At 49.4% G+C, this 21,075-nt stretch carries 33 protein-coding genes; 18 read left to right on the forward strand and 15 right to left on the reverse strand.

All coding sequences use genetic code 11. From position 1 onward, the window contains the following. Window positions 1-3: 3 nt before the first annotated feature. From KGP24_RS23975 to KGP24_RS23985, 3 genes are read right to left on the reverse strand one after another with little or no spacing between them, the layout of a single operon-like run. Window positions 4-1,203, reverse strand: a complete 1,200-nt coding sequence (locus KGP24_RS23975) for a phage tail protein (RefSeq protein WP_182403674.1) — start codon at window positions 1,201-1,203, stop codon at window positions 4-6. Continuing rightward, window positions 1,196-1,525, reverse strand: a complete 330-nt coding sequence (locus tag KGP24_RS23980; protein ID WP_126336314.1) for a baseplate protein — start codon at window positions 1,523-1,525, stop codon at window positions 1,196-1,198. The genes KGP24_RS23975 and KGP24_RS23980 overlap by 8 nt, the downstream gene beginning before the upstream one ends. Before the next feature lie 59 nt (window positions 1,526-1,584). Continuing rightward, entirely contained in the window at window positions 1,585-2,238 is a 654-nt protein-coding gene (locus tag KGP24_RS23985; RefSeq protein ID WP_182403672.1) for a maturation control protein, read from the reverse strand. A 318-nt stretch (window positions 2,239-2,556) separates the two neighbouring features. On the opposite strand from KGP24_RS23985, the gene KGP24_RS23990 reads away from it, so the two are divergent. Continuing rightward, entirely contained in the window at window positions 2,557-3,390 is an 834-nt protein-coding gene (locus KGP24_RS23990; RefSeq protein ID WP_223563664.1) for a hypothetical protein, read from the forward strand. Window positions 3,391-3,445: 55 nt separating this feature from the next. On the opposite strand, the gene KGP24_RS23995 is transcribed toward KGP24_RS23990, so the two are convergent. From KGP24_RS23995 to KGP24_RS24005, 3 genes are all read right to left on the reverse strand, one after another. Next, window positions 3,446-3,622: a hypothetical protein gene (locus tag KGP24_RS23995; RefSeq protein ID WP_182403670.1), complete on the reverse strand. Its 177-nt coding sequence runs from the start codon at window positions 3,620-3,622 to the stop codon at window positions 3,446-3,448. A gap of 45 nt (window positions 3,623-3,667) precedes the next feature. Then, window positions 3,668-3,853: a host cell division inhibitor Icd-like protein gene (locus KGP24_RS24795; RefSeq protein WP_126336318.1), complete on the reverse strand. Its 186-nt coding sequence runs from the start codon at window positions 3,851-3,853 to the stop codon at window positions 3,668-3,670. 239 nt (window positions 3,854-4,092) lie between these two features. Then, the gene (locus tag KGP24_RS24005) at window positions 4,093-4,665 is read right to left on the reverse strand and encodes a Ref family recombination enhancement nuclease (protein WP_223563680.1); all 573 of its coding nucleotides are present in this window, start codon (window positions 4,663-4,665) and stop codon (window positions 4,093-4,095) included. A gap of 325 nt (window positions 4,666-4,990) precedes the next feature. Between KGP24_RS24005 and KGP24_RS24010 the strand changes: the two genes are divergently transcribed. From KGP24_RS24010 to KGP24_RS24055, 10 genes are all read left to right on the forward strand, one after another. Next, a complete protein-coding gene (locus KGP24_RS24010) occupies window positions 4,991-5,233 on the forward strand; it encodes a hypothetical protein (RefSeq protein ID WP_126336322.1) in 243 nt (80 codons plus the stop codon). 14 nt (window positions 5,234-5,247) lie between these two features. Further along, window positions 5,248-5,424, forward strand: coding sequence for a hypothetical protein (locus KGP24_RS24015; RefSeq protein WP_182403667.1), 177 nt, complete (start codon window positions 5,248-5,250; stop codon window positions 5,422-5,424). Continuing rightward, window positions 5,424-5,717, forward strand: a complete 294-nt coding sequence (locus KGP24_RS24020) for an ASCH domain-containing protein (protein WP_182403665.1) — start codon at window positions 5,424-5,426, stop codon at window positions 5,715-5,717. Before KGP24_RS24015 ends, KGP24_RS24020 begins: the two co-directional genes overlap by 1 nt. 139 nt (window positions 5,718-5,856) lie before the next feature. Then, a complete protein-coding gene (locus tag KGP24_RS24025; protein ID WP_182403663.1) occupies window positions 5,857-6,852 on the forward strand; it encodes a DUF968 domain-containing protein in 996 nt (331 codons plus the stop codon). Window positions 6,853-6,861: 9 nt separating this feature from the next. Next, entirely contained in the window at window positions 6,862-7,497 is a 636-nt protein-coding gene (locus tag KGP24_RS24030; protein ID WP_182403661.1) for a hypothetical protein, read from the forward strand. Further along, window positions 7,497-7,808, forward strand: coding sequence for a winged helix-turn-helix transcriptional regulator (locus tag KGP24_RS24035; RefSeq protein WP_182403659.1), 312 nt, complete (start codon window positions 7,497-7,499; stop codon window positions 7,806-7,808). Before KGP24_RS24030 ends, KGP24_RS24035 begins: the two co-directional genes overlap by 1 nt. Next, window positions 7,805-8,221 carry a hypothetical protein gene (locus KGP24_RS24040; protein WP_182403657.1) on the forward strand — a complete coding sequence of 139 codons (417 nt, stop codon included), beginning with the start codon at window positions 7,805-7,807 and terminating at the stop codon, window positions 8,219-8,221. The genes KGP24_RS24035 and KGP24_RS24040 overlap by 4 nt, the downstream gene beginning before the upstream one ends. 2 nt (window positions 8,222-8,223) lie before the next feature. Continuing rightward, the gene (locus KGP24_RS24045; RefSeq protein WP_182403655.1) at window positions 8,224-8,487 is read left to right on the forward strand and encodes a hypothetical protein; all 264 of its coding nucleotides are present in this window, start codon (window positions 8,224-8,226) and stop codon (window positions 8,485-8,487) included. 10 nt (window positions 8,488-8,497) lie between these two features. Continuing rightward, entirely contained in the window at window positions 8,498-9,472 is a 975-nt protein-coding gene (locus KGP24_RS24050) for a hypothetical protein (RefSeq protein WP_223563665.1), read from the forward strand. Continuing rightward, entirely contained in the window at window positions 9,462-9,653 is a 192-nt protein-coding gene (locus KGP24_RS24055) for a hypothetical protein (protein ID WP_182403651.1), read from the forward strand. The genes KGP24_RS24050 and KGP24_RS24055 overlap by 11 nt, the downstream gene beginning before the upstream one ends. 127 nt (window positions 9,654-9,780) lie before the next feature. Here KGP24_RS24055 and KGP24_RS24060 read toward each other — a convergent pair whose 3' ends face one another. Continuing rightward, window positions 9,781-10,134 (reverse strand): hypothetical protein, encoded by a 354-nt coding sequence (locus KGP24_RS24060; RefSeq protein WP_182403649.1) that lies wholly within the window; start codon window positions 10,132-10,134, stop codon window positions 9,781-9,783. 351 nt (window positions 10,135-10,485) lie between these two features. Then, window positions 10,486-10,623 carry a hypothetical protein gene (locus KGP24_RS24065; protein ID WP_182403647.1) on the reverse strand — a complete coding sequence of 46 codons (138 nt, stop codon included), beginning with the start codon at window positions 10,621-10,623 and terminating at the stop codon, window positions 10,486-10,488. 408 nt (window positions 10,624-11,031) lie between these two features. On the opposite strand from KGP24_RS24065, the gene KGP24_RS24070 reads away from it, so the two are divergent. Both KGP24_RS24070 and KGP24_RS24080 read left to right on the forward strand, forming a co-directional pair. Further along, window positions 11,032-11,286 carry a lF-82 gene (locus tag KGP24_RS24070; protein ID WP_182403645.1) on the forward strand — a complete coding sequence of 85 codons (255 nt, stop codon included), beginning with the start codon at window positions 11,032-11,034 and terminating at the stop codon, window positions 11,284-11,286. Window positions 11,287-11,988: 702 nt separating this feature from the next. Beyond that, window positions 11,989-12,921 (forward strand): hypothetical protein, encoded by a 933-nt coding sequence (locus KGP24_RS24080; protein WP_223563667.1) that lies wholly within the window; start codon window positions 11,989-11,991, stop codon window positions 12,919-12,921. Between the two features lie 106 nt (window positions 12,922-13,027). On the opposite strand, the gene KGP24_RS24085 is transcribed toward KGP24_RS24080, so the two are convergent. Beyond that, a complete protein-coding gene (locus KGP24_RS24085; RefSeq protein WP_223563668.1) occupies window positions 13,028-13,450 on the reverse strand; it encodes a hypothetical protein in 423 nt (140 codons plus the stop codon). 145 nt (window positions 13,451-13,595) lie between these two features. Between KGP24_RS24085 and KGP24_RS24090 the strand changes: the two genes are divergently transcribed. From KGP24_RS24090 to KGP24_RS24100, 3 genes are read left to right on the forward strand one after another with little or no spacing between them, the layout of a single operon-like run. After that, window positions 13,596-13,943, forward strand: a complete 348-nt coding sequence (locus tag KGP24_RS24090) for a hypothetical protein (protein WP_223563669.1) — start codon at window positions 13,596-13,598, stop codon at window positions 13,941-13,943. A gap of 41 nt (window positions 13,944-13,984) precedes the next feature. After that, window positions 13,985-14,638 (forward strand): DUF6884 domain-containing protein, encoded by a 654-nt coding sequence (locus tag KGP24_RS24095; RefSeq protein ID WP_348984486.1) that lies wholly within the window; start codon window positions 13,985-13,987, stop codon window positions 14,636-14,638. Further along, complete coding sequence (locus tag KGP24_RS24100) at window positions 14,638-15,102, forward strand: hypothetical protein (RefSeq protein WP_223563671.1); 465 nt, start codon at window positions 14,638-14,640, stop codon at window positions 15,100-15,102. Before KGP24_RS24095 ends, KGP24_RS24100 begins: the two co-directional genes overlap by 1 nt. Before the next feature lie 29 nt (window positions 15,103-15,131). Here the strand turns inward: KGP24_RS24100 and KGP24_RS24105 are convergent, their stop codons facing one another. From KGP24_RS24105 to KGP24_RS24130, 6 genes are all read right to left on the reverse strand, one after another. Beyond that, window positions 15,132-15,875, reverse strand: coding sequence for a hypothetical protein (locus tag KGP24_RS24105; protein WP_223563672.1), 744 nt, complete (start codon window positions 15,873-15,875; stop codon window positions 15,132-15,134). 11 nt (window positions 15,876-15,886) lie between these two features. Beyond that, window positions 15,887-16,552: an adenylosuccinate synthase gene (locus KGP24_RS24110; RefSeq protein WP_223563673.1), complete on the reverse strand. Its 666-nt coding sequence runs from the start codon at window positions 16,550-16,552 to the stop codon at window positions 15,887-15,889. Continuing rightward, window positions 16,549-17,190 (reverse strand): DUF2829 domain-containing protein, encoded by a 642-nt coding sequence (locus tag KGP24_RS24115; RefSeq protein ID WP_223563674.1) that lies wholly within the window; start codon window positions 17,188-17,190, stop codon window positions 16,549-16,551. The genes KGP24_RS24110 and KGP24_RS24115 overlap by 4 nt, the downstream gene beginning before the upstream one ends. Then, on the reverse strand, window positions 17,183-17,665 hold the full coding sequence (locus tag KGP24_RS24120; protein WP_182403633.1) for a hypothetical protein: 483 nt from the start codon (window positions 17,663-17,665) through the stop codon (window positions 17,183-17,185). Before KGP24_RS24120 ends, KGP24_RS24115 begins: the two co-directional genes overlap by 8 nt. Next, a complete protein-coding gene (locus KGP24_RS24125) occupies window positions 17,662-18,006 on the reverse strand; it encodes a hypothetical protein (protein ID WP_223563675.1) in 345 nt (114 codons plus the stop codon). The genes KGP24_RS24120 and KGP24_RS24125 overlap by 4 nt, the downstream gene beginning before the upstream one ends. 73 nt (window positions 18,007-18,079) lie before the next feature. After that, window positions 18,080-19,108, reverse strand: coding sequence for a tyrosine-type recombinase/integrase (locus KGP24_RS24130; protein WP_223563676.1), 1,029 nt, complete (start codon window positions 19,106-19,108; stop codon window positions 18,080-18,082). 405 nt (window positions 19,109-19,513) lie between these two features. On the opposite strand from KGP24_RS24130, the gene KGP24_RS24135 reads away from it, so the two are divergent. Together KGP24_RS24135 and KGP24_RS24140 are read left to right on the forward strand one after the other, a co-directional pair. Beyond that, complete coding sequence (locus tag KGP24_RS24135; RefSeq protein ID WP_126336358.1) at window positions 19,514-20,578, forward strand: phage repressor protein; 1,065 nt, start codon at window positions 19,514-19,516, stop codon at window positions 20,576-20,578. A 71-nt stretch (window positions 20,579-20,649) separates the two neighbouring features. Next, complete coding sequence (locus KGP24_RS24140; RefSeq protein ID WP_223563677.1) at window positions 20,650-21,057, forward strand: hypothetical protein; 408 nt, start codon at window positions 20,650-20,652, stop codon at window positions 21,055-21,057. Window positions 21,058-21,075: the final 18 nt, after the last annotated feature.

Consider the following 21,075-nt stretch of genomic DNA (forward strand, 5'->3'; position numbering starts at 1 on the left):
GTATCATGCGCCACCTTTTTTAATATATTCCATAAACATCTTTTCCGCTTGCGCCGGTGCTGTTCCAGCCATTACCAGAGCGTCAATAAACGACTGTTTCTTTAACGCGAACTGATCTGCTAATTGCTGCTTGAGCATCTTGTTCTTTTCTTTCTCTTTCTGCAATGCTGCCTCCTTCTCGGCGGCACGCTTTTTCTGAGTATCAGAGAGTTTTCTGGCTTTGGTGAGCTGCGTCCGGAGCTTTTCTATCTTCCCAGAGCCCTTAGCAAGCTTCGAGCTCAGCGCGGCCTGGCGCTTTTGGTAGATATCCCACTCGCGCTTAGCCGCGGCAACGTTCGTTTTGGCGTTACGGTTACGGCTAAATTCTTTCTCATCTGTTTTGCTGAAGTGCTGTGTGGTGCGGCGCTTATCATCGCCAAAGGCAATCTGTGTCGCCGCTTTCTGCATGGCACGGGCAATACTCAGTTGCCAGCTGGACGACTGCAACCGCGTGAGTGAGTGGATAACATGCTTACACGCTACACCCTGTAACTTGGGGTTTTTAATTTTGGGGTAGGCGTACTCTTTCGGCGGTGCCAGCGCGAAATTACCCGCCGTAGCAATATAGCGATACCAATATTGGTGGCGGCCGCAATCGCAGTCGAACGACACTCGACCAGCGCAAAGAGCCTTCGTAACCTTGATCCCGGCCTTCTCGTCTTCTGCGATGTCCTCCACCAGCTGATCCCATTCCTCAAAACGGAACTTGACCAAGTGGTGCTGGTGGGCCGATTTATCAGAAGCCTCAACGCGGATATTGATCACGTTGTGCTTGAGAGACAGCGGAACCGCACGCTTAATGCCTGATCCGTCGTCTACAGCGTTATTGGCACGCTTAATATCTATGGCCTGGCTGGAAGCCACCAGCTGCGCATAAGTGATACCAGCGGTTTTATTATCGAACTTCTCCCGAGTCTTGCCACGCTGCTTTTCAAATCCCTTCAGGTCATCGAGTGTGAAAAACGTGCCTTCTTTCTTTTTCCCCAGCTTCAGGATGTCGTCAATAGACCGGTTCTTGAGCCTGCCAGGGGTTAATGTCCGATGGGCAGAGCGACGCTTGCGCGTCTGCTCCTTGCGTATCAGGTCGAATACCTTATTGAATGCCTTTGGTGATAGCCCATCAGTGATATAGCGGCCATTGTCATTTTTGAGGAATTCAGCCATTGCTCAACTCCGGCGCGTTGCCTGCGAAGTCACGGATGCGGTTACGTATCCATGCCTGATCGGGAAGAATGAGCGTTTTACCCGCAGGCATTTCTTCCATTTCAGATTCATGACCCACTAGCACGCGGAATACCCAGCGTAGGTCTGCATTTCCATAGGCACGGTAGGCTGCCAAATCAGATCGGTAGATTTCATCAATCTTTATCGTGTACTCAAAATTGTCAGATCGACGTTGGCTGACGCGGGCAATCAGCTCCTGGTGGAGTAGGGCGCGGAGAACGTCATCTTCAACATATCGGTCATCGAGTCGGCTATAGCTCACTTATCCCCCTGAATGCAAAAAGACCGCAGAATGCGGCCTAATTGTCAGTGGTCTGTGATTTATAGGATGTACGTATCGTCATCTATGCGTCGGCCGGCAAGTGATTTTGGCTGCGATGTGGCGGCCTTTTTCTGTTCATGGCCAATGAGGGATAAGAAGGAAGCGACCAGCCCAGGCTCTTCTTGTTCAATGGTTACACCTGTCATCTGACTTACGTAATCCGCGCTGGCCACGTTGTGATACACGGTCGCGAAGCAACAAAGGATCATCAGGATGTGTTCTGGACGGATATCTTGCCAGTTGACGCGATAGACCTCTTCCCCATTGCCATTAAATTCGATATCGACGATGGAATCAGGTATTTCAAATGAGCCTTTGAGTCCTTTTGGTAGCGAGAGCATGCGCTGAAGCTTCAACTCCCTGTAACGCTCCATGCCAACGATGATTGCCGCTCTTCCGTCTAAATGCCGTGTTTTAAGCGTTACCTGGCTGGCACCGGTGCCCGCAGAAACTGTGGGAGTGATTTCATCCACCAGCACCTTGAATCTTTTTTCTCTTAACTTACGTATCGCCGCAGGAATTTTTTCTTTCTGCTCGCGCGCTGAGATAGCCAACGGCTTTACTTCGTTAATCAGCAGCGCACCTTCTTTAAATACTGCCGTCATCAGCTGTGGTTTGCTGGTGGTAAGGCTGAATATCGCGATCTGTTCCATAAACCCCCCGGTATCAGACACAAAAAAAGCCGCTCTAAGGCGGCTTGTTTCGGCGCTAGGGCTCCCAACCGCGCTTCGGCAGAAAGTTAGTCGTCAAAAGAACCCTCAACGGGAACCTTAGCGCGGGTGAAGTATTGTTAGTTTGTGAAATAGATATCAAATACTTTCGTTAGAAAAATTGTTTTATGTGCTTTTCCTGTTTCAGTTACATATGCGCCAAGGTACTGATATAACAAGAAATATTAGGGTGGGTTTATCTCTTTTTCTGCAATTGAATTGATACTATGCAGCCTTACATACAACGATAAGGCTCTAATAATGAGAATAAAACTTCTTGTTGCGCTTTCTGCATCGGTGCTTTTTGGTGCATTTTCAGCTACCTCTTTTGCTCAAGCGTTACCGGCAAACCCGCACGCCGGGAGGCTGGTTCTCAACAAAATCCCCGGCGACTATACACAGCCCCAGATTCTGGAATTCTGTTCATCAAATAACGTTCCATTAAAGCCGGTAGGGCCGCTGCAGGGCGCTAAGGAATTCTGCGTGATGGCGTTCTCCGCTCACTTAACGGATCAGGCGATCACAGCGATCGGCTATTCCACTCAGGACACCATTTCAAAGATTGCTAAGGACTACGGTATCGCATACCAGCGCGCTGGCCTGGGTGATGTTCTTCTGCCATTCAGTGGACTGGCGTCGTTCCCGGAGGGGCAGGATTTTCTTGTTAGCCAGAGCATGATGCGTACTGGCGACAGGTCATTATTTAATAAAGCGGCAGGTAAGGAGGATCACGCCGCCGTTGGGAGGAGTGTTCAGACAGCTGCAAACTTGGCCGTTGAATGCGGTAAATTCAACATCAAAATATACCCTGGCGCCATCTTCCTAAACGGCAACAAAATGGACTATCCCAAGAAGCAAACTGAATCCGATGTAAGTAATTACTTCTTCCAAGAGTTCGCTGAAATGGGGGGAACCTATACGCTTTATTCCCTCGATATTCCTGCTCAGGGTGGAATGACACTATCTCACCAATGGCAAGATGCTGACGGCAACGCGTTGCGAGATGTTAAAACAGAGAAGTGCGGCACCTTTAAATCATTCTCCGGGCAGCAACCCAACAAGCAATCTTCCCTAGAGCGTCAACAAGCCGAGTAAATGGATGTAAAAAAGCCGCCAGAGATGGCGGCTTATTTCGATAGTAGGGCCAGCGTCAGGCGGTCTTTCTCTCCCGGGTAGGGCGCTGCGCTAATTTGCAGGCATAGGCCATAACTTTCTGCTTCACTTCATTCAGTGCGCCGGACACATGATCTTTGCCCAACGTAGCCGTCCAGTCGTAGCAGCCACCAGTGCTGTTCTTAATGTCGAACGTGAGATATCTAACAACCATCAGCTTAACTCCATATGAGCTGGTGGAGCGCCACCAGCAACAAAATCAGTGACGAATACAGCCAGCGAAAAAACAGATGTGAGTAGGGGCCAGCAAGCGGCGCGCTTCACGCTCAGTTTCAGCTTCGATATGAAAGGTCTGGGGCTTGATCTCTTTCTGCATGCGCGGCTGCGCGGCGAAGATCCATGTCGGTGGACGCTTGTCCGATTGGGTATTTGCGAAGATATTCATTGTGGCTCCTGTTGTTCCAGAAGTCACACCTAACGTTCCAGGGCTAAGTGTGACATGGTTAAGGCTGGAACACCGGGAAGCCTACAACCGGGGGCTTTCGCCTCCTTAACCACGTCACGGTGCACATGATACGCAAGTGAATGGTTATTGTCTTCCCGATGTTCCTAATTTATTGGCAAAAACTTTATTGCATCGCCAATGTGCACATTGTACACACATAAAATATATATGTCAATATTTTATGTTAGAAAATTGCATTGTTTATAAACAATAGCCAGCAATGCAGCTTCAGAAGCATTAAGGCGGGCAAACTCACTCTTGCCGCCGGTAATCCCATCTGCATGAACCGGGACAAGCCAAGGGTGTTTGTGCCTCATCTCTATTGGCGCGGCGTACTGGTGATGCCAATTACATAGAGGGAGCACCTTCTTATGTGCGTCTGGCGCGGTACGACCATCAATATGGTGTAGGACAATAACTGGGCTATATACTCCGTGCAGCGCACATGCAGCACATGGAAGCTTTGCGATCGCTTCCTGGTAGCGCTTCTCCTCTGCTGTGGGCGATCGACCTTTCAGACCTCGCGAAGAAGAGCGACGCGGGGGCGATATAGCTTGCGTCTGAATGGACGCCTTTTCCCTAGCTTTCTCGCGTGCCTTGTCTTGCTGTAGCTGCAACTTCTCCCGACACTTATCCCTGTATTCCGGGCTGGCAATTTTCTCCCTGTGTCTCTTCAAAGCTCTATCTGCAGCGGCTCGCTTTTTTTCTTGTTGCTGTGCCTGCCAGGCAGGATCTGAAAGCTTGAGTTTCATTTTCGCGCGCTGCTTTTCTCTCTGTTTTCCCCACTGCGTTTGCTCTGCCATTCCTTATCCCGGTTATCAATATTCAGACCGATATGATGGATCAGAATCCAAATATTAAAAATAGATTTTCTAACATAAAAGATAATTTGATATGATTTCGATCCGATTCGAAAAGAGGGTTAGCCATGCTCATAGCAATCCATGCCTTTCTAAACAGTCTCGCAGGAGCCTCGCTGTATCAGCTGGAGTTGATCTATAGCCTGTCTGCGGTAGAGGCGTGTTTTGAGCTGTATGTATTGGTTATGGCCGCTCTCGCAATTAAAGGAAAACTACGATGAACACCCAGCAAACAGTTTTAACCACGAACTTAGTTAGTCGCGTTGAAGGTGAGGTGGCTTGTATCTGCCCTCATTGCAAGCGACCGGCCTTCTTATCTGCCTCCCGACTCAATGATGTTCGCGGCGAGCAGTTCAAACATAAAGATGTGGTTAATCTCAGGACACGGGCACGTTGCAATGGGGTGTTTGAGGTTAGTAGCACGGCAAAATACGACGGTTCTCTCTTCAACGTTGCTTAATAGGAGACTCATATATGGCAGATTTCGCGTCGACTAAATACACAGCCACCTTTGATGAATGGCACGAACAACTGATGAATTACGCTGATTTACGTGGTGGAAGCGCGGCTGATGCAGATGCCTGGCGAGAAGACTATGAGGCAGGAAAAACACCGGTAGTGGCTTACTGTGATGAGTGGGGTGAAGATTAATGTCCGACCTCCAGTTAGCCGTTAAGGGGGTTTATTTTGACGCAATGCAAACTGGGGAGAAGGTGGAAGAATACCGCCTTGTTAGTCCTTACTGGATTAATCGGTTGATGTCGGGATTTAAACAACGCAACTATGACCGCCTGATCATTACCCGGGGCTACCCAAAGCGTGATGACCTCAGCAAGCGGATTGTTGTTCCGTATAACGGTTATGAAATTAAGTTCATCACACATGAGCATTTCGGCCCCGACCCGGTGAAAGTTTTTGCGATTAAGATAAACCTACAACCTTAACTATCCGCCTAACAACCATCCGGGAGCTCCGGATGGCTCCTCCTGCGCACGTCGTGCATATTTATTTTACCCCAACTATTGAAAGTGATTTTCTAACACATTATATTTTTAACCGGAGCAAATTGAAGCCGAGTTAAATATGAGTGCAATCATCACCCCCTTCGTACAAAAAGAAACCGGCGTTGCTGTGTTCTCGGTGGACTCAGCCACCAGCAACATGATCAAGAGCGCTGAACGGTTTCTGTTAACCCCATTGCCAAAAGAGCAGGTAAAAGACACTCCTGACGGTTTTGTCGATCTGAACTACTCGCTGGTGGCCAATGAAACGCTAAAGCCATTTTTTGAAAGTGAACGCGTATTCGACTCCCTTGGCGGTCAACCCTCTGTTATGGACTGGGTGCAACGCAGTGTGCATACCTGCCAGGCAGAAAGCCCGGAGGATTGTGATAACAAACTAACTACGCATTTTCACAACGGCTCTGCTGTGCGTTTGTGCTGGTATCACGACAATGAATATTTGATGCGGGGTTATAACCGCCTCAATGAAGTTTTGCAGCGAAATAGAGCCAACTGGATCATGTCATGGGCGAACAGCGAAATGAGGCTGGAGCCCGGCCGTGACATTAGTCTTATCGAACTAACGTTTTGGGCACTGCGTCGCGGATTCAAAGACCAGCTACCCCAAGAAGCTGGACGCATCGCCCTATGCAAGCCAGTAGAAGAGTTCCCGACAGGCACCATGCGTGAATCCGATATCGTTTGGACCTATGGAGTCAATGAGCTGGTGGAGCAGCTGGCGGACAAGATTACAGAAATCGAAGTTGATGAAGATTCCGGCTTGCTCTACATGGCCAGACCAAAAATCCAGTTGGGAAAAAGCGCAGCCTATCGCCGGTTTATCGTCTCTCGCCCCTGTGTAGGTTGCTCTGGTGAGGTTAATCGCCCCTTCATGTACCGCGCACGCGGTTTAAACGAACACGATCGTTGGTGTGTTCCCCTTTGCGATAAATGCGCCCACGACGCCGCTAAGGACGTCAGGGGATGGGAAGCCGCACACGGCAAGCGTCTGTATGTTCTCGCTAACCAGATATTCGACTTTGCCATCGAGCATGGCGTGATCAACTTCAATAACTGAGGGATCAGTATGCAGCAGCGTTTTTACATGATGTGCTTGCGTGAAACTGTGGGCACGAATGCTTCATTCCATCGCAAAGATGGCCATGGCTACAGTAGCGATATCGATGCCGCCCATGTCTACACACTGAGCGAAGCGCAAAACAACTGGGAGAAAGGAAGGAGTATCGATCAGCCTATCTCAGCTGAGTGCGTAGATGCTCTGGCCGTTTGGCACGTAGACCACCAGCTAATTCCGCATGAGACGGTGGAAGAAGAAGGCTGTAGTCAATACGTGGCCTTCCTGAAAGGGGAATGGGACGGAAATGATGTGTATTGGCTCGCCGGTACCGAGCGCCCTACTACCGACTTCAGTAAAGCCTACATTCATCCGTTCCCGGTGAAGTCTAGCGAGGGCGTTGTATGGCTCCCATATCACCTCGTAGCTGCAGTCAAACGCCGTACCTTCAACATCCACCTCCTCGACCGTCGGAAGATGATCCAAGCGCCTGGGCTTCGTATGCCTAAGTGGCTGAAGCTTCAAAACCGCCGCCGTAGCGCTTCAGGTAAGGTTCGTTGGAATTGCCCCAGCTGCGGCCGTATCTCATGGCAACTAAATCCCTATGACTTTGACGGTTGCTCAAACCTCAGCTGCAGGGGGACGTGATGGCCAGCGCCAATCTTTGGGCGATCGTCCGGGCTATTCAACGCGACGGGGAGATCACCCCACGTAAGGTGTGCCGTTTGCTGGGTTGCTCAAGCAAAAAGGCAAGCCGCATGCTTGAGCACTTGGAGTCAGCTGGTGCTGTTAAGAACGTTGGCCAACGCGGTCACCCAGTATTCAGGATGCGGCCAGGCGGGGAAACAAGAATTAAGCCAATGCTGGTGGCGCGCGAGCTACCCAGCATCACCGAGATTTGCCGCAAGAACTGGCGCGGCTACCAAATTCACAAAATCATCGGGAGTACGAGAACATGACACCCAATATACAGGCGTACCGCGCTGACGGTGGCGATATTGGCACTGACCGCATTAAAGAAATAGCCAATAACCCATACGGTGACGAAGAGAAATGCTGGCTAGCTAAACGCGTGCTGGCACTGCTGGATGAACTGGAAGCCAAAGACAAAGCATGGTCAGCACAGGACAACCACATCAACCAGCAGGCTGATCGAATTGAATCGCTGGAGAAGAAGAATGGTGAGCTGGGCAGGGCGCTTGGAGCAGCAGAGAAGCTGATTGCTGAGCTGCAGGCGCGGGATATCACCATCAAACAGCATGCACAGGCTTTATTTGAGGCAATAGCAAACCCGTCTGACCATTACGTACCTGCATACGCTCGGTGTTTAAGAGAAGCGTTGAATGGCACTAGCACCGGTAAAGGAGAGTGAGCATGGTTAAGTTGACCAAAAAAGAACAGGCGTGGGTCGATGAATTGCAAGAGGTCCTCGACCGTTGCCCATCACCGAAAAAAATCGGTTTTTACACCATCGGCGATCCGAATATTCACCTTTATGACCTGCGCAAATACAAAGAAGTTGAAGAGGCGCTGGACACGGGAAAAGCGTCTGACTGGTCTCCGGCTTGCCGTGTGGCAGGGGCGCATATTGAAGGGACGATCGATTTCCCATCGCCAGTTGAAAGCACAGCAGGATGAGGGCTAACCCATGAGCACTATTACCAGCGAATTCACCAAAGAGCAGTTACAGCAAATCGAAGCCGCAGCGAAAGAAGTCTTGTGGCCTGTCGTGTGGTCGGAAAAGAAAGCGCGTGAGCACTTCAACGGAAAGATAACTCCTGAGGTGGTTCTGGGGCTGGCGCGTATTGCAATGGCAGCAACAGTTGAGCCCCTGTATCAATACCGAATTCGAAATGGCTACAACGGACAGGTAACAGAGTGGCAAACCATTAGACGTGACCAGGTTGATTTTGTTTTGAAAGCTCAGCCGCATAATATTGAGTTTCAAATTATCGCCCCGCCAGCTCCGATTCCTGATGTTTCCGCCGTCGCCCGCGCGGCGTTGGATTACATCGATGCACTTCCGGACGAAGTGGTAGCCAAGCTTCCTGCAATGCCTGGTTTCGATCGAGATTGGGCTGAAGAGATTCTGTCCACGGTCGCCGCACCGGCGCAGAGAACGCTAGCCCTTGCGAACGAGACGATCGACTTTGAACGCCTGTGTGAAATCGCAGAAGAGGACAAAGGAAGCGACGTGGCGTTTGAATCTTCAATAATGGCGCGCATGCTAATTGGCGTGGCCATGAACAGCGAGCCGGTGGCGTATACTGATGCAGAGGAATTGCGTTTCCCGCATGCCACCAGCGACATGTGGCCCGCACCTCTTGGGCACGGTAGGGATGTTCCTCTATACACTGTACAGCAGCTTAACGATAGGGATAGGGCTGAACTCACGTCATATCGTTGGCTGGTGGAGCGCCTTGAGGCAGCGCTCCGGCCTGATTGTCCCGCTTTTGATGCTGCATGCCGCGCATTATGGGAACGTGAACCACACAGGATTTTGGAAAAGGCCGGTTATCCGATTGATTACGACTCTCAGCCACCAGCGATTAAAGCTGGCTTAAAGCGGCAGGTGTTAACGGTTTTAAGGACCGTGGAAAAGGAGGTGAGGGGTGAAGGCTGAAATATCCATCGTTCGTCCGGGCGCATGCGATGACCATGAGATCAGGTTGATTATCCGGCTGGCACGCGGGAAAACGATCACTGCCATCATGACGCCGGAAAACCTGGCATTAGCGCTGACAGGGAAATCAGATCTACCGGCAGAAATTTCCCTACGTAATGTGGATATAGTGGTGAAGTGACCCATGTGACACGAGGAAAGGCCCAATATCTGGGCCTTTTTTTATTTGACGTAATCACCGCTTGTTAATGTAGTCGATGATCGTCGTGATGATGGCCACCAGCGGTGGCAGTATCTTCAGCAACAAACTAACCATTTTCAGCCTCCTTGGGCTTCGGGGTTATCGGTCTTTCCAGTAACCCAGCAGCGTCATAATGATGACCGCTACCGGATGCGCGAGTTTTAAAAACAACAGCAGCATTTGCATGTTGAATCCTTACTTGATTTTCTCGCGCCTGGCTGCAAACACCCTTGGGCTTGCCTTTGCAGTTGCTGTATCGATAGTCGCCAGATACATTCAGCACGATTTCATGTTTGGGTGAGGCCTTCGAATCACCAAAAAACCTGCGCAGAAATTTCGCTTTTAAATCATGTCCTAAACCCTTCTTAACCGTTAGGGAACCTTCAGAACGGTTCCAGCTGGCTTGAAGAATGCAGATCATTTGTTTAAGCTAACTTCAGTCGCCAGATACATTTGGCACGGTAAGCGGAGTTCGCACCTCCAGTTACCGATTGGAAGACCCGGTCTAATCAGCCGGGTTTTTTCATTTCCGGCAGACATAAAAAATAAATGGAATAAATACTACATATAGGGATTTCAAAAATTATTTCCGCTATATGGTGAGTATTCTAGTATCGAATCTTTTCAGCACAAGGGTTGATTTTGACGTTAAATTGAGGTTGTGAAAGGGTAAAAAAGGCTAAGTCCTCGTACCGTAAGGCCTGGAAGACATGTCAATAATTAAGAAAAAAAATTCAAAATTTGATCGAGTGTTGATTTATCTTTTGGTAGGTCATAATTGCGCAACATGACGTCGCGCAATCCCCTCAGTTTCATACCGAATTTTCGCTTTTTTACCTTGTTGTTTGTTCCATACATTTCCGCCAGGCACTCCCCTCAACACCATTATCCACATACGTTGATATTGCATACGGAATACTCCTTATTTCGGTTGAAACGACTGCTCCATCACGAGCTGAGGTCGCGCGAGGTACTGAGGTCAACTTGTATTGACCGCTGATTCCTTTCGCTGCTTGAGCCTTCGATTCCGCCAGGATGGTCTTTGCGCATTGCTCCGCTGCTGCGAACTGCGGATCTTTCTCCGATTTATCCCCGCTGCAGGCTGAGAGGGTGATAACCAAAGCAGAGATGAATAATTTTCTATTTATCATTTTTTCGACCTAACGCTAATAAAAACAATAGACTACATCAAAATGCAGTGACGTAGAAGCGACCGCTGCGCTTTGTCGTTTGCTTACATCGCTCACTACACGATTTGGCTCAGTGCCTAGTATTGAATATACTGTACATATATACAGTTAATTCGCGTGAGGCCGTTATGGGTAAGGATCTGAAATATGAAGTTATTCCGCGAGGGACTCATATCCCTTACATCACACCGGGCAAATGGACCTTCATACAACGTAAGCGTGAATATGGGGGAGGCTGGTGGTTCGGGAGGGCTTATGACGATCACTTTCTGCTTGAGTTTGAGCGCCCAGCATCGCTGAGCGAAGGAATCGACTACATCAATGCTTACGAAAAGGTCAGCAAGTTGCCTGACTGGGACGATGATTTTAATTTGGAGGGGTAGATGGGGTTTCCTTCACCAGCGACTGACTATATAGAGTCCAGGTTAACCATAGACAGGATCTGTCAGATAGACGGTAATTGCGTTGTCATTGAGACTACGACCGGTTACGCAGTTGTTAACCGGTCAATGAAAGCAAAGCAGGGTGATATGGTACTGATCTCGATGTTCGGGCGAAACCTATTTGCCAGGGTCCATGGAGCGACCTTGCGAGAAAAGGACGGGAAAATAATCGCGGGTGAGGAGCTCAATGAAGTTCATGTTGCGGGCGTAGTAACCTTCACAATTCACAGAACTCCAGGTACCCGCACTTAATCCTTTTTGGGGTAGTGACCGGGTAGCTGCGATAACTGCCAACTATTATCCTTCCACCTTCACGCGCTGCGCTCGATGTTGCAGCCCGTCTCCGAGTTACCAGATTCACGATTATTATTGCTGGTCAATGAAATAAATACGAATACCCAAAATCTGGCCATGCTATGACATGGCTAGCTGAAAGCATCATTTATTCGTCTTGCTAAAATCGGCCATTCTGGTAACTTAGGTATCGGAGCTGATTGCCAAGGCTGTAAGTGACCTAAAAGACAGCAAATCGAACTACCTGCCAATGACAGTTGATCTTTATTAACCATGCTGGCAAGCGTAGTGACTTAAACACTTACCACTACTTTTAAAGTCCAGCATTGTTAAGACAGGATCACTACTATGAGTACCGATCTCTCAAAACTTTGCGCAGATTTCCTACGTCAAAATCATGTTTCCCAATCCACTGAAAAGCTAAAAGCTTCACATGCAAGAGAGCTGGTTGCAGCATTTTTCGGTTACAAGAGCCATGCGGCACTCATGGCCGAGAAGACCTACCCGCTGGTTCAGCTCGAAGAGGCATATATCTTCATTCCTGATATACCGTTGATGAATGACAGACGCTCGAAACTCAACGGTTTGCCAAATGACCTTACCCACTCAATTGACCTCGCCAGGCTTCTATCAGACATGCTTACCAGTAAAGGGCTATGTGGTGGAAATGTCTGGATCCATGACACACTGGAAAACTATATTGTCGAAGTTTTACTACCCGATTGCCAATCTCTTATAGATGATCAGCTTTCCGGTTCGATGGCTGAAACCAATGCGGAATTTTTCGATGCGCCTTATTATGACGATGTGCAAATCGAGGATCGTGGTGACAAACTGGTGGCTATTGCCAAAACCCAATATAAGGGCGAGACACTGGACGATAGGCCGTTCTGTGGTGACACCCTTGATATAGTTGTGCAGGTGATATTGCCCCGCATGGCTGGCAAGCGCGGTTTTTACGATTTAGAGCTTGAAGCTGGAGGCTGCGTCAATGACGACTGGGTTGACCCGGAGCTAAAGTATGGCAAACCTCCTCAGAGCAGACTGGCAGCGGAGCTTGGCATAACAGACGAAGATCTTGAATCGCTGGAATGGGACACACAGGAAAACAGTAGTGATGACGGTTTGATCTATGACTTTGTGTTGACCTTTGACAAAAGTTGTCCGCCTGAGATTTTGGAGATGATCGAAGGATTATCGGATAATTTGACGATCCGTGTTTCTGCAAATGCGTTTGACAACCCTTATCCGGATGAAAACATGCATTACGAATATCCGTAGCAAAGAACAAGACGGTGAAGGCGTCTGAAGCCCAATGGAATGAAAACGTACGCTAATTAGCGTACGTTTTTCCCAATAGTTGGCAGTTATCGCAGCTACCCGGTCACTACCCCTTTTTATGGGCGTAGCCTTGTTCTTGAAGGTTTTCAAACGATTCGGTTATTGACCAAGGGACCGATTTAAACCGCTCGATCGCCTTCAACACCTCTACAGCGGTCGCCGTTGGCTCGATGGCCCCCTGAAGCCACGGGAGAAGGGCATCAATAATGCGATCTTTCATGTTCTCACCGTCCGCAAGCAGCTGGGCTTGGTACGCTTGAATGTCGGCCACCAGCGCCGACTCAGCCAGGCGTTGAAAAGGTTCTCCCTCTCCCGGTTCGTCAAGCAACTCCAGGCGCTCTTTAATGCGTTGCGTATCCCGCGTTATCGCGTCGGAGGGAGTTGTGGCCAACCAGAGCTGGCAAAGATGATCGGGAATAACGATCGTCGTTCGCGTGCCGGTGCTCTTCCTCACATAGTTCACTTTCATGGATTGAACCTCTTTTTTCAGAAAGCCACATAATACCGATCATTCATTTATGAGTAAATATTTACTCAATCCCATTGACGTAACTCCATGAATGAGTAAATATTTACTCGTCAGAAGAGTTAGATAAAAGATAAGGATGAACGCGATGAAACCGATACTCAACAAAGAGATCACCACACTTGCGGAGCTGGTGGCCGCAACTGAAAATCTTGAGCCAACAGACCCGAAATTAGTCGCGGCGATTAACGAAGTGCCTGCAGCGGCAAACACAGACATAACCTCTCCACTGCGGATTATTTCCGATTACATGCAGCGCTTCATCAGCAACAACAAGGATGCAAAATTGTATGAGGCAAAAGATCGGCTCGAACGTAAGATCATGCAGTTTACCTCGGATGGATATGATGAGCGGTGCCTGCGCCAGGCACTCTCTACCGCCACCAGCTGCCACACGCGGGAAGCGTTTATCGATGCCTTACAGAGTGAAGCATGAAAATGACTAGCCCACAGCAGCCCGTAAAGCACCTGATTATAATGGCGTGCTCGGCGACAAAGAGCAGGGCGGCGGCCCCGGCAATGGACCTTTACAAAGGGGTTATGTATTCAACATTCCGCGCGAACGTACCCGCAATACGTCCTGCAATTGTTATCTTGTCGGCAAAGCACGGCTTTATTGAAGCTGACCGTGTTATCGAACCTTATGAGCAGCGCATGACTGAAGCGCGTGCAGATGAAATGATTGCGGAGTTGCCTGATCTTGACTCAATAAGCTGGCCAGCTGGCGTTCACTCAATACTGCTGGCTGGTGGTAAAACCTATCAGCGAGTGATGCGAGCAGCGATTAAACGCCGTATTGAACTTGGCTTGCTGGATAACGGCATCATTATCGAACAAACGAGTGGTGGCATTGGCTATCAACGGGCGCAGCTAGGCGCTTATCTGCGTAGCCTGCCTAACTCCAACGTGAACCATGATAAAGTAACCGCGAATACTACAATGCACATAAAGGGGAGGACCATGAGTAACCAATTAGATGCTCAGGCTGAGCAGGACACAGCAGCTGAAGGCTGCAATCCCAAAGAGGTATTGATCATCAACGGCTTGGGCCAGAAACCAGGTAACGGTAAATCAGTACCGTTTCAGATGCAGGAAAAGAGCGACCGGGCGACGGCTGAAGGACAAGAGTAATGTTAGATCTACGAAGTTATGAAAGCCAGCTGGATGATCCAGCCTGGCGCAAACTTCACATATCCGGGCCGGTCGATGAATTGAAAGCTGTGGCCAATGTTGCCCGATTAATTTTTATCGCCATACTGGAAGACTGCCAACCAGGAGTAAGCACAGAGGGGACTTGTGCTTACTCAACTGTCCTCGTGAAGATGATGCTGGAAAGCCGCACAGGATACAAAGTCACCCAGAAAGGCGGCGATGGGCAAGGTGACGGCGGTTATTTCGATGCTGCTGGTGGTCACGGCCATTACTGGGTTGAGGTTGATACGGCTGCAGGTGCATATGTTGTGGACATTACTGCAGATCAGTTTGGTGCCGATCCCGTGGTCGTAGTGCCCGCCAGCAACCCTCAATATGTACCAGGTGATCAGCAGCTGGTGGATGAGCAATTTATTGGATTCATCCAAGGTATTGTCAGTTGAACGGGCGGGCGAAATGCCCACCGCTCTTATCACTCAGTGTGAGCGATCGCCGCGAGACACTGTAAACGCGCTTTTTCAACGGCGGCCGCCTTAACATCCGGGGGGATTTTTTCCGCCGTGCCCAATGTGGCGTACATATCGAGCGAAGGGGCATAGAACAGGCTATGGCCAATGTATTCGGCAATCTCCCCCACCATCTCAAAGTCACACGCCAGTAACTCTGCTTCTCCCTCAGGGCCATTCGGGAACTGGATAAAAATCTGCTTACCTAACCCCATTACCCGGCAAGCTGTTGCATACACCGCATGCAGGAGGTTTGGTGATTCCGTTGCCACTGGCTGACTCACGCCGCTGAGTATGCCGTTACGCTCTTTATTGAATGGATCATAGGAAGATAAACGTTCTACACGCCAGCACCCAGCCAGTGAGCCCTTTTGGAAAATTATGGGACTAATGTGAAGGTTCAGGGCATTGATTAGATCTTGAGCGATGCCATAGTCGGTCATTATACTCAACGATCTGCAGCCGAAAGATTGCGCGTGCGCGTTCAGTTCTGCGTTCGTCATATCGTCTCTGCGCGCAGTAATGTAGTTGCGCCCGCCCCCCACTTCTGACCAGACGGCGACGCCATTCTCTTGATCTTCCTCTTCCCTGTAACCGAAAAAGCTCATTACGGCGCGCTCAATAGTGATGAAAGGGAAGGACTTGTCTGCGCCTATTTCAACCAGTAACCCGTTGCGCAAAAGGTAATGATTGGAGGTGTTTTCTTTCATGATTATCTCTCTTAAAAACCCAGCATGTTGGCTGGCCGTGTTTCAGGCATATCTATACCGGCGGCCTCCAGTTTCCGACGCAATCGGTAAATTGTGTGGGAATCCTCGCGGCGCTGCTTTTCCAGTTCGTTGATCTTGGTGGCCTGCTGGTGGCTCTCACGTAGATATGAGCGCTGCTCTTGCAAAAGAGCGTCCGGATCACCTACCCGATGAAGTAAATAAGACAGCAGCCCGCGCTCAGCATCCTTATCGGAATCATGTGCCCAGAAGCATGCGAGATCACGATTACCGCCCCAGCTATTACCAACCAGACAACAGATATGTCCTGCCATTAGTTTTACGTGCCCGCGCTTATTCACCCACAACAGCCCCCAGCGGTCAGGAAGGTCTGCGATGTTAATGATCCCCTCCGGGCACATGTAGTAGCGGTAATCACCAAGTCCGCCCGCCTGCCGATGGGGTTTATGCTTGTCCCTGAGGAAATCAGAACGTGACACCTTCACTTCCACCAGCACGCTACCGCCATGATATCCCCAGCGATAGCCCCATGCGTCAGCTCGCTCTGAATCCCCGACGGCACCCACCTCATTGAGAGCGATCTTACAGCCCGGGCCACGCCCTGATTCGGCTCGAAGAAGCCAGCGGCGCGCTATATCATTAAGCTCGCTATGTGTCATACAACAACCACCCAATCGCAAGCCAATACATCCCCTACGGATGGTTGCCACGGGACGACCACGTTTTGGGCATTCAAAAGAGCAAAATGATCTCCATAGGGAGAATCATCAGCTGCACGCACCATCCAGCAGTATTGGCCACCAGCATTCCAGCCCTTACGAGAGACTTTTTTCCCTTCTTTAAGCCACATAAGGGCGTCTGAGAAATCGGCCGCTTCGAGATCAATTTCAGCAGCTACAGTTTCACCTACGCTGCGACCACCAAATATTGAGTTGCATATCGAGTCCATCTTTTCAGCACTGGTTAAAGTGTGGTTGATAGCGTATTGCGCCAGTTCACCCCAGCATGGCTCCTGTTTAACCAGTGAATGACCGTCATGGAATCGCTTCGAGGGGCAATATGAAAGCGAGCCAGCCCGATCGGAAATTAGCCATCCTCCAGATTTTACGGATAGCAGCTCTATGAACTCTTTTTCTACGTCAATATACATCCCGGCAGGCTCTAGGAGCATGATTCGTGCAAGGCCCGAGCTGGGACACGACAGAACGTCAATGATTTGCGAAGCGTGAACCACCTTAAGGCCAAGGAATTTGGGCATCTGAAAGAGCTTTTTCTTGCTTACAGTGACATTAACCATTCCGCTTCGCCTTCTCAGTGAAGGTGTATATCCGGCGCTTAATGTGCCCCACACGCGGAGCTGGCACCAAATCACTCTGTATGACTCCCTGAGCCACCAGCGCGCGTGCAGCGCGTAGAAACTGGGTAGCATCGGCCTTTCCTGCCAGTTGGAACTGACGAGCGTAAACAAAGCCTTTATGGAGTATTTCGGCCATCATCAACCGCTGAGTAGCCGTTTCTTTGTAAGCAAAAATCGCCCGGGCTTCTTCAACGGGCATGGCCAGCTGATAGCCGCGCGCGTCCTTGCGCAAGATTCCTTGCTGGCAGAGGTTGCGTAACTCATTGCGGGCGCGAAACTCACCATCAGCCAAAAAGAAAGGGTAGATATTGCACGGAGGCACCCATTCACCAGAGGCATCAATGAAGAACGCCACCAACTGCTTAGATAGCTCTGGGTAAGAGGATGGGTAACAGTTGAGTGTTGGATAAATCACTTACACCCCCGGGAAGGGAATCGTCCCTTGTTGGTGTCCGGGGCAATAAAGCCGGTATGCTCGCGCGCAAAAACGCGGTTAACCTGTTCAGTCATAGCCTGGTAATGTTCCTGATAGTGGGCCAGGAATTTTTCGGCAGTTACGACAGACACATGCTGGACGTAATGGATCGCGCCTTCAATGGTCTGCCATTCTTTATCGAGAGAAAATACAGGGACCGCTTTAAGACCGGTATAAATGCCGAAAACGACTACGGGCTTTTGGCGTTTAATTCCGGCGGCGAATGTTACAACAACGCCGTCAACTTCGAAGCGGCTGGTGCTCTGAATTGAGTCCTGCAATTCACCCTCCTGTGGTTCGAGGGTAATTTACAGGAAAATACACTGCTTACAAGTTATTATTAGAAAATGCCACTTAGGAATCCATTAACTTGCTGTTTGCACTAACAGTCTTTGAAGATTTTCTTAAATAACGCATTAGAGTTTCCGGTTTACTCCAGGTGCCTTCGCGCATTATTTCGACGATAGAAACTTGTTTATCTGCCATATCCATTGCAGCACCGACACGTGCACTATGTCCGGTCCAGGTCCTATAACGACCTTTATTTGCCGCTACGTCACGCTTGCCCGCAAGTTGCCATGCGTCACTAAATATTTTTTCAAGCGCCGGTGCCGTCAAAGGCTTTTCTGTTACTTTTGCCTTATTAGAACGATGCACCGGCGGGAATAGAACGGCATCGGGATGTTCGGTCAAACCAGAAGCTTTGAGCCAGTCCTCAAGAACGGATGTGGTGCAGCGGGCCAGCCGTTTCTCTAAGCCTGCAGCCGTAACGCTCGTTTTTGTGTGGCCTACATGAACCGTTACAGTGTCACCTATCATTTCTAAATCACGCACCCGAATGCGGGCCATTTCACTCATTCGCAGCAGTGAATTATATGCCACATAAAGGAAAGCGCGGTTGCGCAGGTCCACCAGCCGACCGGAACGGGAAAGTAAAACATCCAACAGCCTGAGGTCATCCCAATGCAACGGTATCGCCTGGCCGGTTTGTTCATTGTTTTCCGTTACTGCTTCACGTCTGATCCTCCTCATCAGAAGTGATACGCTTTTGCTGGTGGCCAGAGACGGCTGGCCGCACTGCGCTAGGAACATATTAAGCATGGCGTAGTGTTTGTCCGTTGTGGTCGAGGCTCGGCCGGAATTATAGAGCTGCAGTAGATACTCCCTCACAGCCTCCGGATCTATCGGGTACCAAGTCAGCCCGCGCGCAGAGCACCAGCGCACCCATGCTTCAAAGACCAGGCGCAGATCGCGAAGCGTGTTCTTCGAGTAAGCTCCTTGGTCGCGTAGAAAATGAAGAAGATTTTGCGCTGCCTCTTTGTGCTGACTACCGACATTCCGGAGGAAGCCAGCGTTGTCACTTCTTAGGATTAGATCACCCATGTAACTATTACCTTTCTATATAATGGTGACGCTACGTGAAAAATAGAAAAATGACAGGGTAGTTATAAGTAATTATAAAAATTGTAACGCCTCGTCTTTGAAGCGATTTCCGTCACGCGCATCAGGTTTGCTCATTTCCTCTACATTATAACCTAACTTTAAATAATGCTAATTATTTAAAGTTAGGAATTCCTCTAAGCGCCGGATATTTATACGGGTTTCAAAACACCCCGCATTTATTGGCTGATAGGCCATAACGATCAATAGCAATGTGATTGATCAGTGAGGGCGGTTGATATTTTCTAACGAATATACAGCTACATCCTATTTACGAACCTGAGCGAAGCGGATACATTTGCCGTTAATGATTTATATTAGAAAACCCCTACAACATTTTGAGGGCTTATGAAGAAAACTGCACTTGAAAAGGAATACCGAAATTTCATCGCCGTTGCTGAGCGCTGGCGGGCTATTTTGGCGGAGCATGAAGTGTTCCATGACACCAATGGTAATGGTGATGCCTTCCGTTTCATTGCTGTGACCTCAGACGGTGCGGTTCTGGACGAAGCGAAAGAGTGTTTACGGAAATGGCAGGAGTTTGCTGACTTATGCCAGGCAGAAGAGGGCGCAGCAACGCTCGCCATCCCTGAACCAACTTTCCTACCAGTACCATTTATTGTCGAGGATACAGCACAGGCCACCCAGATTTATCATCGCCGTGCGACGCCTTCTACTACACTTACGCGCGAGCAGATCCTGAAAAAGTACGATTCCATTATCAAAAAAGGACGTGCTTCTCCGGTGCTGGCACCAGTGATTCGCCCTATGCTTGCCGAGAGAAAAATCTTTGAAAATGAACCTGCTGGTTCAAAGTTTCGCGTTAGAAAAACTTCCTTTACCGAGGCGGTAATCGGCACTGCGAAATCTAAAGGTGGGGCTCTTACTCGTTACCGTGTCGGCTCCCACGGGGCGCTGATTTTTGCACAAATACCGGGCTTACACGTACCAGTAGTTGATCAATCGGAACGCCGTAGTGCAACAATGTACGATGACGTGTTGCCTGTACCATGCGCCCCACTTGGTGAATACAAGCTATACCGAGTCAGTGATCTCGATATGGCACAACGCACCAGCATGACCAGATCGTACATTCAGAAGTGCATTGAGGCCCGCACAGCTAAATTTTCTAAGCTGGAAGCCGAGCGTCTGCGCGATGCACCACCAGCGCTTAGACCTGTCATGGTGGCAAAGTTCAAGAATGCCCGCGTGATGCTTGAAAAGGTGAACACTATGGACGCTGAATTGATTGATGCCATTGCGGCCGCCGGTGATGATATTGGAAAAATCAAACTTCGCAGCGCCCGTGCCCTGTATGGAAAAGAGATAGAGGCGCGTCATGGCATCTCTTTCGAGAAGGCACAAGGCGAAGCGAAGGTTTACACCCCTCGCGCGGCCAAACTTAAAAAATAAACACTAATAAATTCCTGCGCTTGCAGGTAGAGGTTTCTAAGCCATAACTATTCACAGCAAAAGGAATAAAAATGACGATTCAGCGTCGTGAAGTCTATCTGCTTGTAAAAGAAACGTACTCTGGCAAGGTCACATACGTTGAAGGATTGCAGAGTGTCAGCAATTACTTTTTCGATGGGCATGCACGAGTAAATGACGATCCTAATGGTAAAGCAACGCATGAAGAGTTCATGGACGGCATGCGGCCAGCTCAGGTTTTTTACGTGCCTAGCAATACCTCTGGAAAATGGCAGGCTGCTTTCCATAGTTTTGGCTGCTACCCGGAAATGGGCGCGCCTCAATTGGAATTCATCATTTTTGTAGGTGCATATTCTAACGACCACGATCGAACGTTGGATCTTATGCGTGAAGGGATGGACCGTGCCTATGAAGTGATTGAAGGCACTCGCCAATTACGTGATGGTGAATTCACAGACTAATGCTAAGGCCCCAAGGAA

It is taken from the genome of Enterobacter sp. JBIWA008 (assembly GCF_019968765.1).
Taxonomy (GTDB): domain Bacteria; phylum Pseudomonadota; class Gammaproteobacteria; order Enterobacterales; family Enterobacteriaceae; genus Enterobacter.

Bases quoted from the DNA above. Each gene is read 5' to 3' on its own strand.
- KGP24_RS24015 (WP_182403667.1), top strand. From the start codon at position 5,248: ATGGCAGATTTCGCGTCGACTAAATACACAGCCACCTTTGATGAATGG.
- KGP24_RS24100 (WP_223563671.1), top strand. From the start codon at position 14,638: ATGTTAGATCTACGAAGTTATGAAAGCCAGCTGGATGATCCAGCCTGG.
- KGP24_RS24040 (WP_182403657.1), top strand. From the start codon at position 7,805: ATGACACCCAATATACAGGCGTACCGCGCTGACGGTGGCGATATTGGC.
- KGP24_RS24020 (WP_182403665.1), top strand. From the start codon at position 5,424: ATGTCCGACCTCCAGTTAGCCGTTAAGGGGGTTTATTTTGACGCAATG.
- KGP24_RS24025 (WP_182403663.1), top strand. From the start codon at position 5,857: ATGAGTGCAATCATCACCCCCTTCGTACAAAAAGAAACCGGCGTTGCT.
- KGP24_RS24060 (WP_182403649.1), bottom strand. From the start codon at position 10,134: ATGATCTGCATTCTTCAAGCCAGCTGGAACCGTTCTGAAGGTTCCCTA.
- KGP24_RS24115 (WP_223563674.1), bottom strand. From the start codon at position 17,190: ATGGTTAATGTCACTGTAAGCAAGAAAAAGCTCTTTCAGATGCCCAAA.
- KGP24_RS24050 (WP_223563665.1), top strand. From the start codon at position 8,498: ATGAGCACTATTACCAGCGAATTCACCAAAGAGCAGTTACAGCAAATC.
- KGP24_RS24010 (WP_126336322.1), top strand. From the start codon at position 4,991: ATGAACACCCAGCAAACAGTTTTAACCACGAACTTAGTTAGTCGCGTT.
- KGP24_RS24795 (WP_126336318.1), bottom strand. From the start codon at position 3,853: ATGAATATCTTCGCAAATACCCAATCGGACAAGCGTCCACCGACATGG.
- KGP24_RS24110 (WP_223563673.1), bottom strand. From the start codon at position 16,552: ATGACACATAGCGAGCTTAATGATATAGCGCGCCGCTGGCTTCTTCGA.
- KGP24_RS24140 (WP_223563677.1), top strand. From the start codon at position 20,650: ATGACGATTCAGCGTCGTGAAGTCTATCTGCTTGTAAAAGAAACGTAC.
- KGP24_RS23985 (WP_182403672.1), bottom strand. From the start codon at position 2,238: ATGGAACAGATCGCGATATTCAGCCTTACCACCAGCAAACCACAGCTG.
- KGP24_RS24065 (WP_182403647.1), bottom strand. From the start codon at position 10,623: ATGCAATATCAACGTATGTGGATAATGGTGTTGAGGGGAGTGCCTGGC.
- KGP24_RS24035 (WP_182403659.1), top strand. From the start codon at position 7,497: ATGGCCAGCGCCAATCTTTGGGCGATCGTCCGGGCTATTCAACGCGAC.
- KGP24_RS24005 (WP_223563680.1), bottom strand. From the start codon at position 4,665: ATGAAACTCAAGCTTTCAGATCCTGCCTGGCAGGCACAGCAACAAGAA.
- KGP24_RS24090 (WP_223563669.1), top strand. From the start codon at position 13,596: ATGAAACCGATACTCAACAAAGAGATCACCACACTTGCGGAGCTGGTG.
- KGP24_RS24135 (WP_126336358.1), top strand. From the start codon at position 19,514: ATGAAGAAAACTGCACTTGAAAAGGAATACCGAAATTTCATCGCCGTT.
- KGP24_RS24080 (WP_223563667.1), top strand. From the start codon at position 11,989: ATGAGTACCGATCTCTCAAAACTTTGCGCAGATTTCCTACGTCAAAAT.
- KGP24_RS24085 (WP_223563668.1), bottom strand. From the start codon at position 13,450: ATGAAAGTGAACTATGTGAGGAAGAGCACCGGCACGCGAACGACGATC.
- KGP24_RS24095 (WP_348984486.1), top strand. From the start codon at position 13,985: ATGGCGTGCTCGGCGACAAAGAGCAGGGCGGCGGCCCCGGCAATGGAC.
- KGP24_RS24070 (WP_182403645.1), top strand. From the start codon at position 11,032: ATGGGTAAGGATCTGAAATATGAAGTTATTCCGCGAGGGACTCATATC.
- KGP24_RS24030 (WP_182403661.1), top strand. From the start codon at position 6,862: ATGCAGCAGCGTTTTTACATGATGTGCTTGCGTGAAACTGTGGGCACG.
- KGP24_RS24045 (WP_182403655.1), top strand. From the start codon at position 8,224: ATGGTTAAGTTGACCAAAAAAGAACAGGCGTGGGTCGATGAATTGCAA.
- KGP24_RS23990 (WP_223563664.1), top strand. From the start codon at position 2,557: ATGAGAATAAAACTTCTTGTTGCGCTTTCTGCATCGGTGCTTTTTGGT.
- KGP24_RS24105 (WP_223563672.1), bottom strand. From the start codon at position 15,875: ATGAAAGAAAACACCTCCAATCATTACCTTTTGCGCAACGGGTTACTG.
- KGP24_RS23975 (WP_182403674.1), bottom strand. From the start codon at position 1,203: ATGGCTGAATTCCTCAAAAATGACAATGGCCGCTATATCACTGATGGG.
- KGP24_RS23995 (WP_182403670.1), bottom strand. From the start codon at position 3,622: ATGGTTGTTAGATATCTCACGTTCGACATTAAGAACAGCACTGGTGGC.
- KGP24_RS24130 (WP_223563676.1), bottom strand. From the start codon at position 19,108: ATGGGTGATCTAATCCTAAGAAGTGACAACGCTGGCTTCCTCCGGAAT.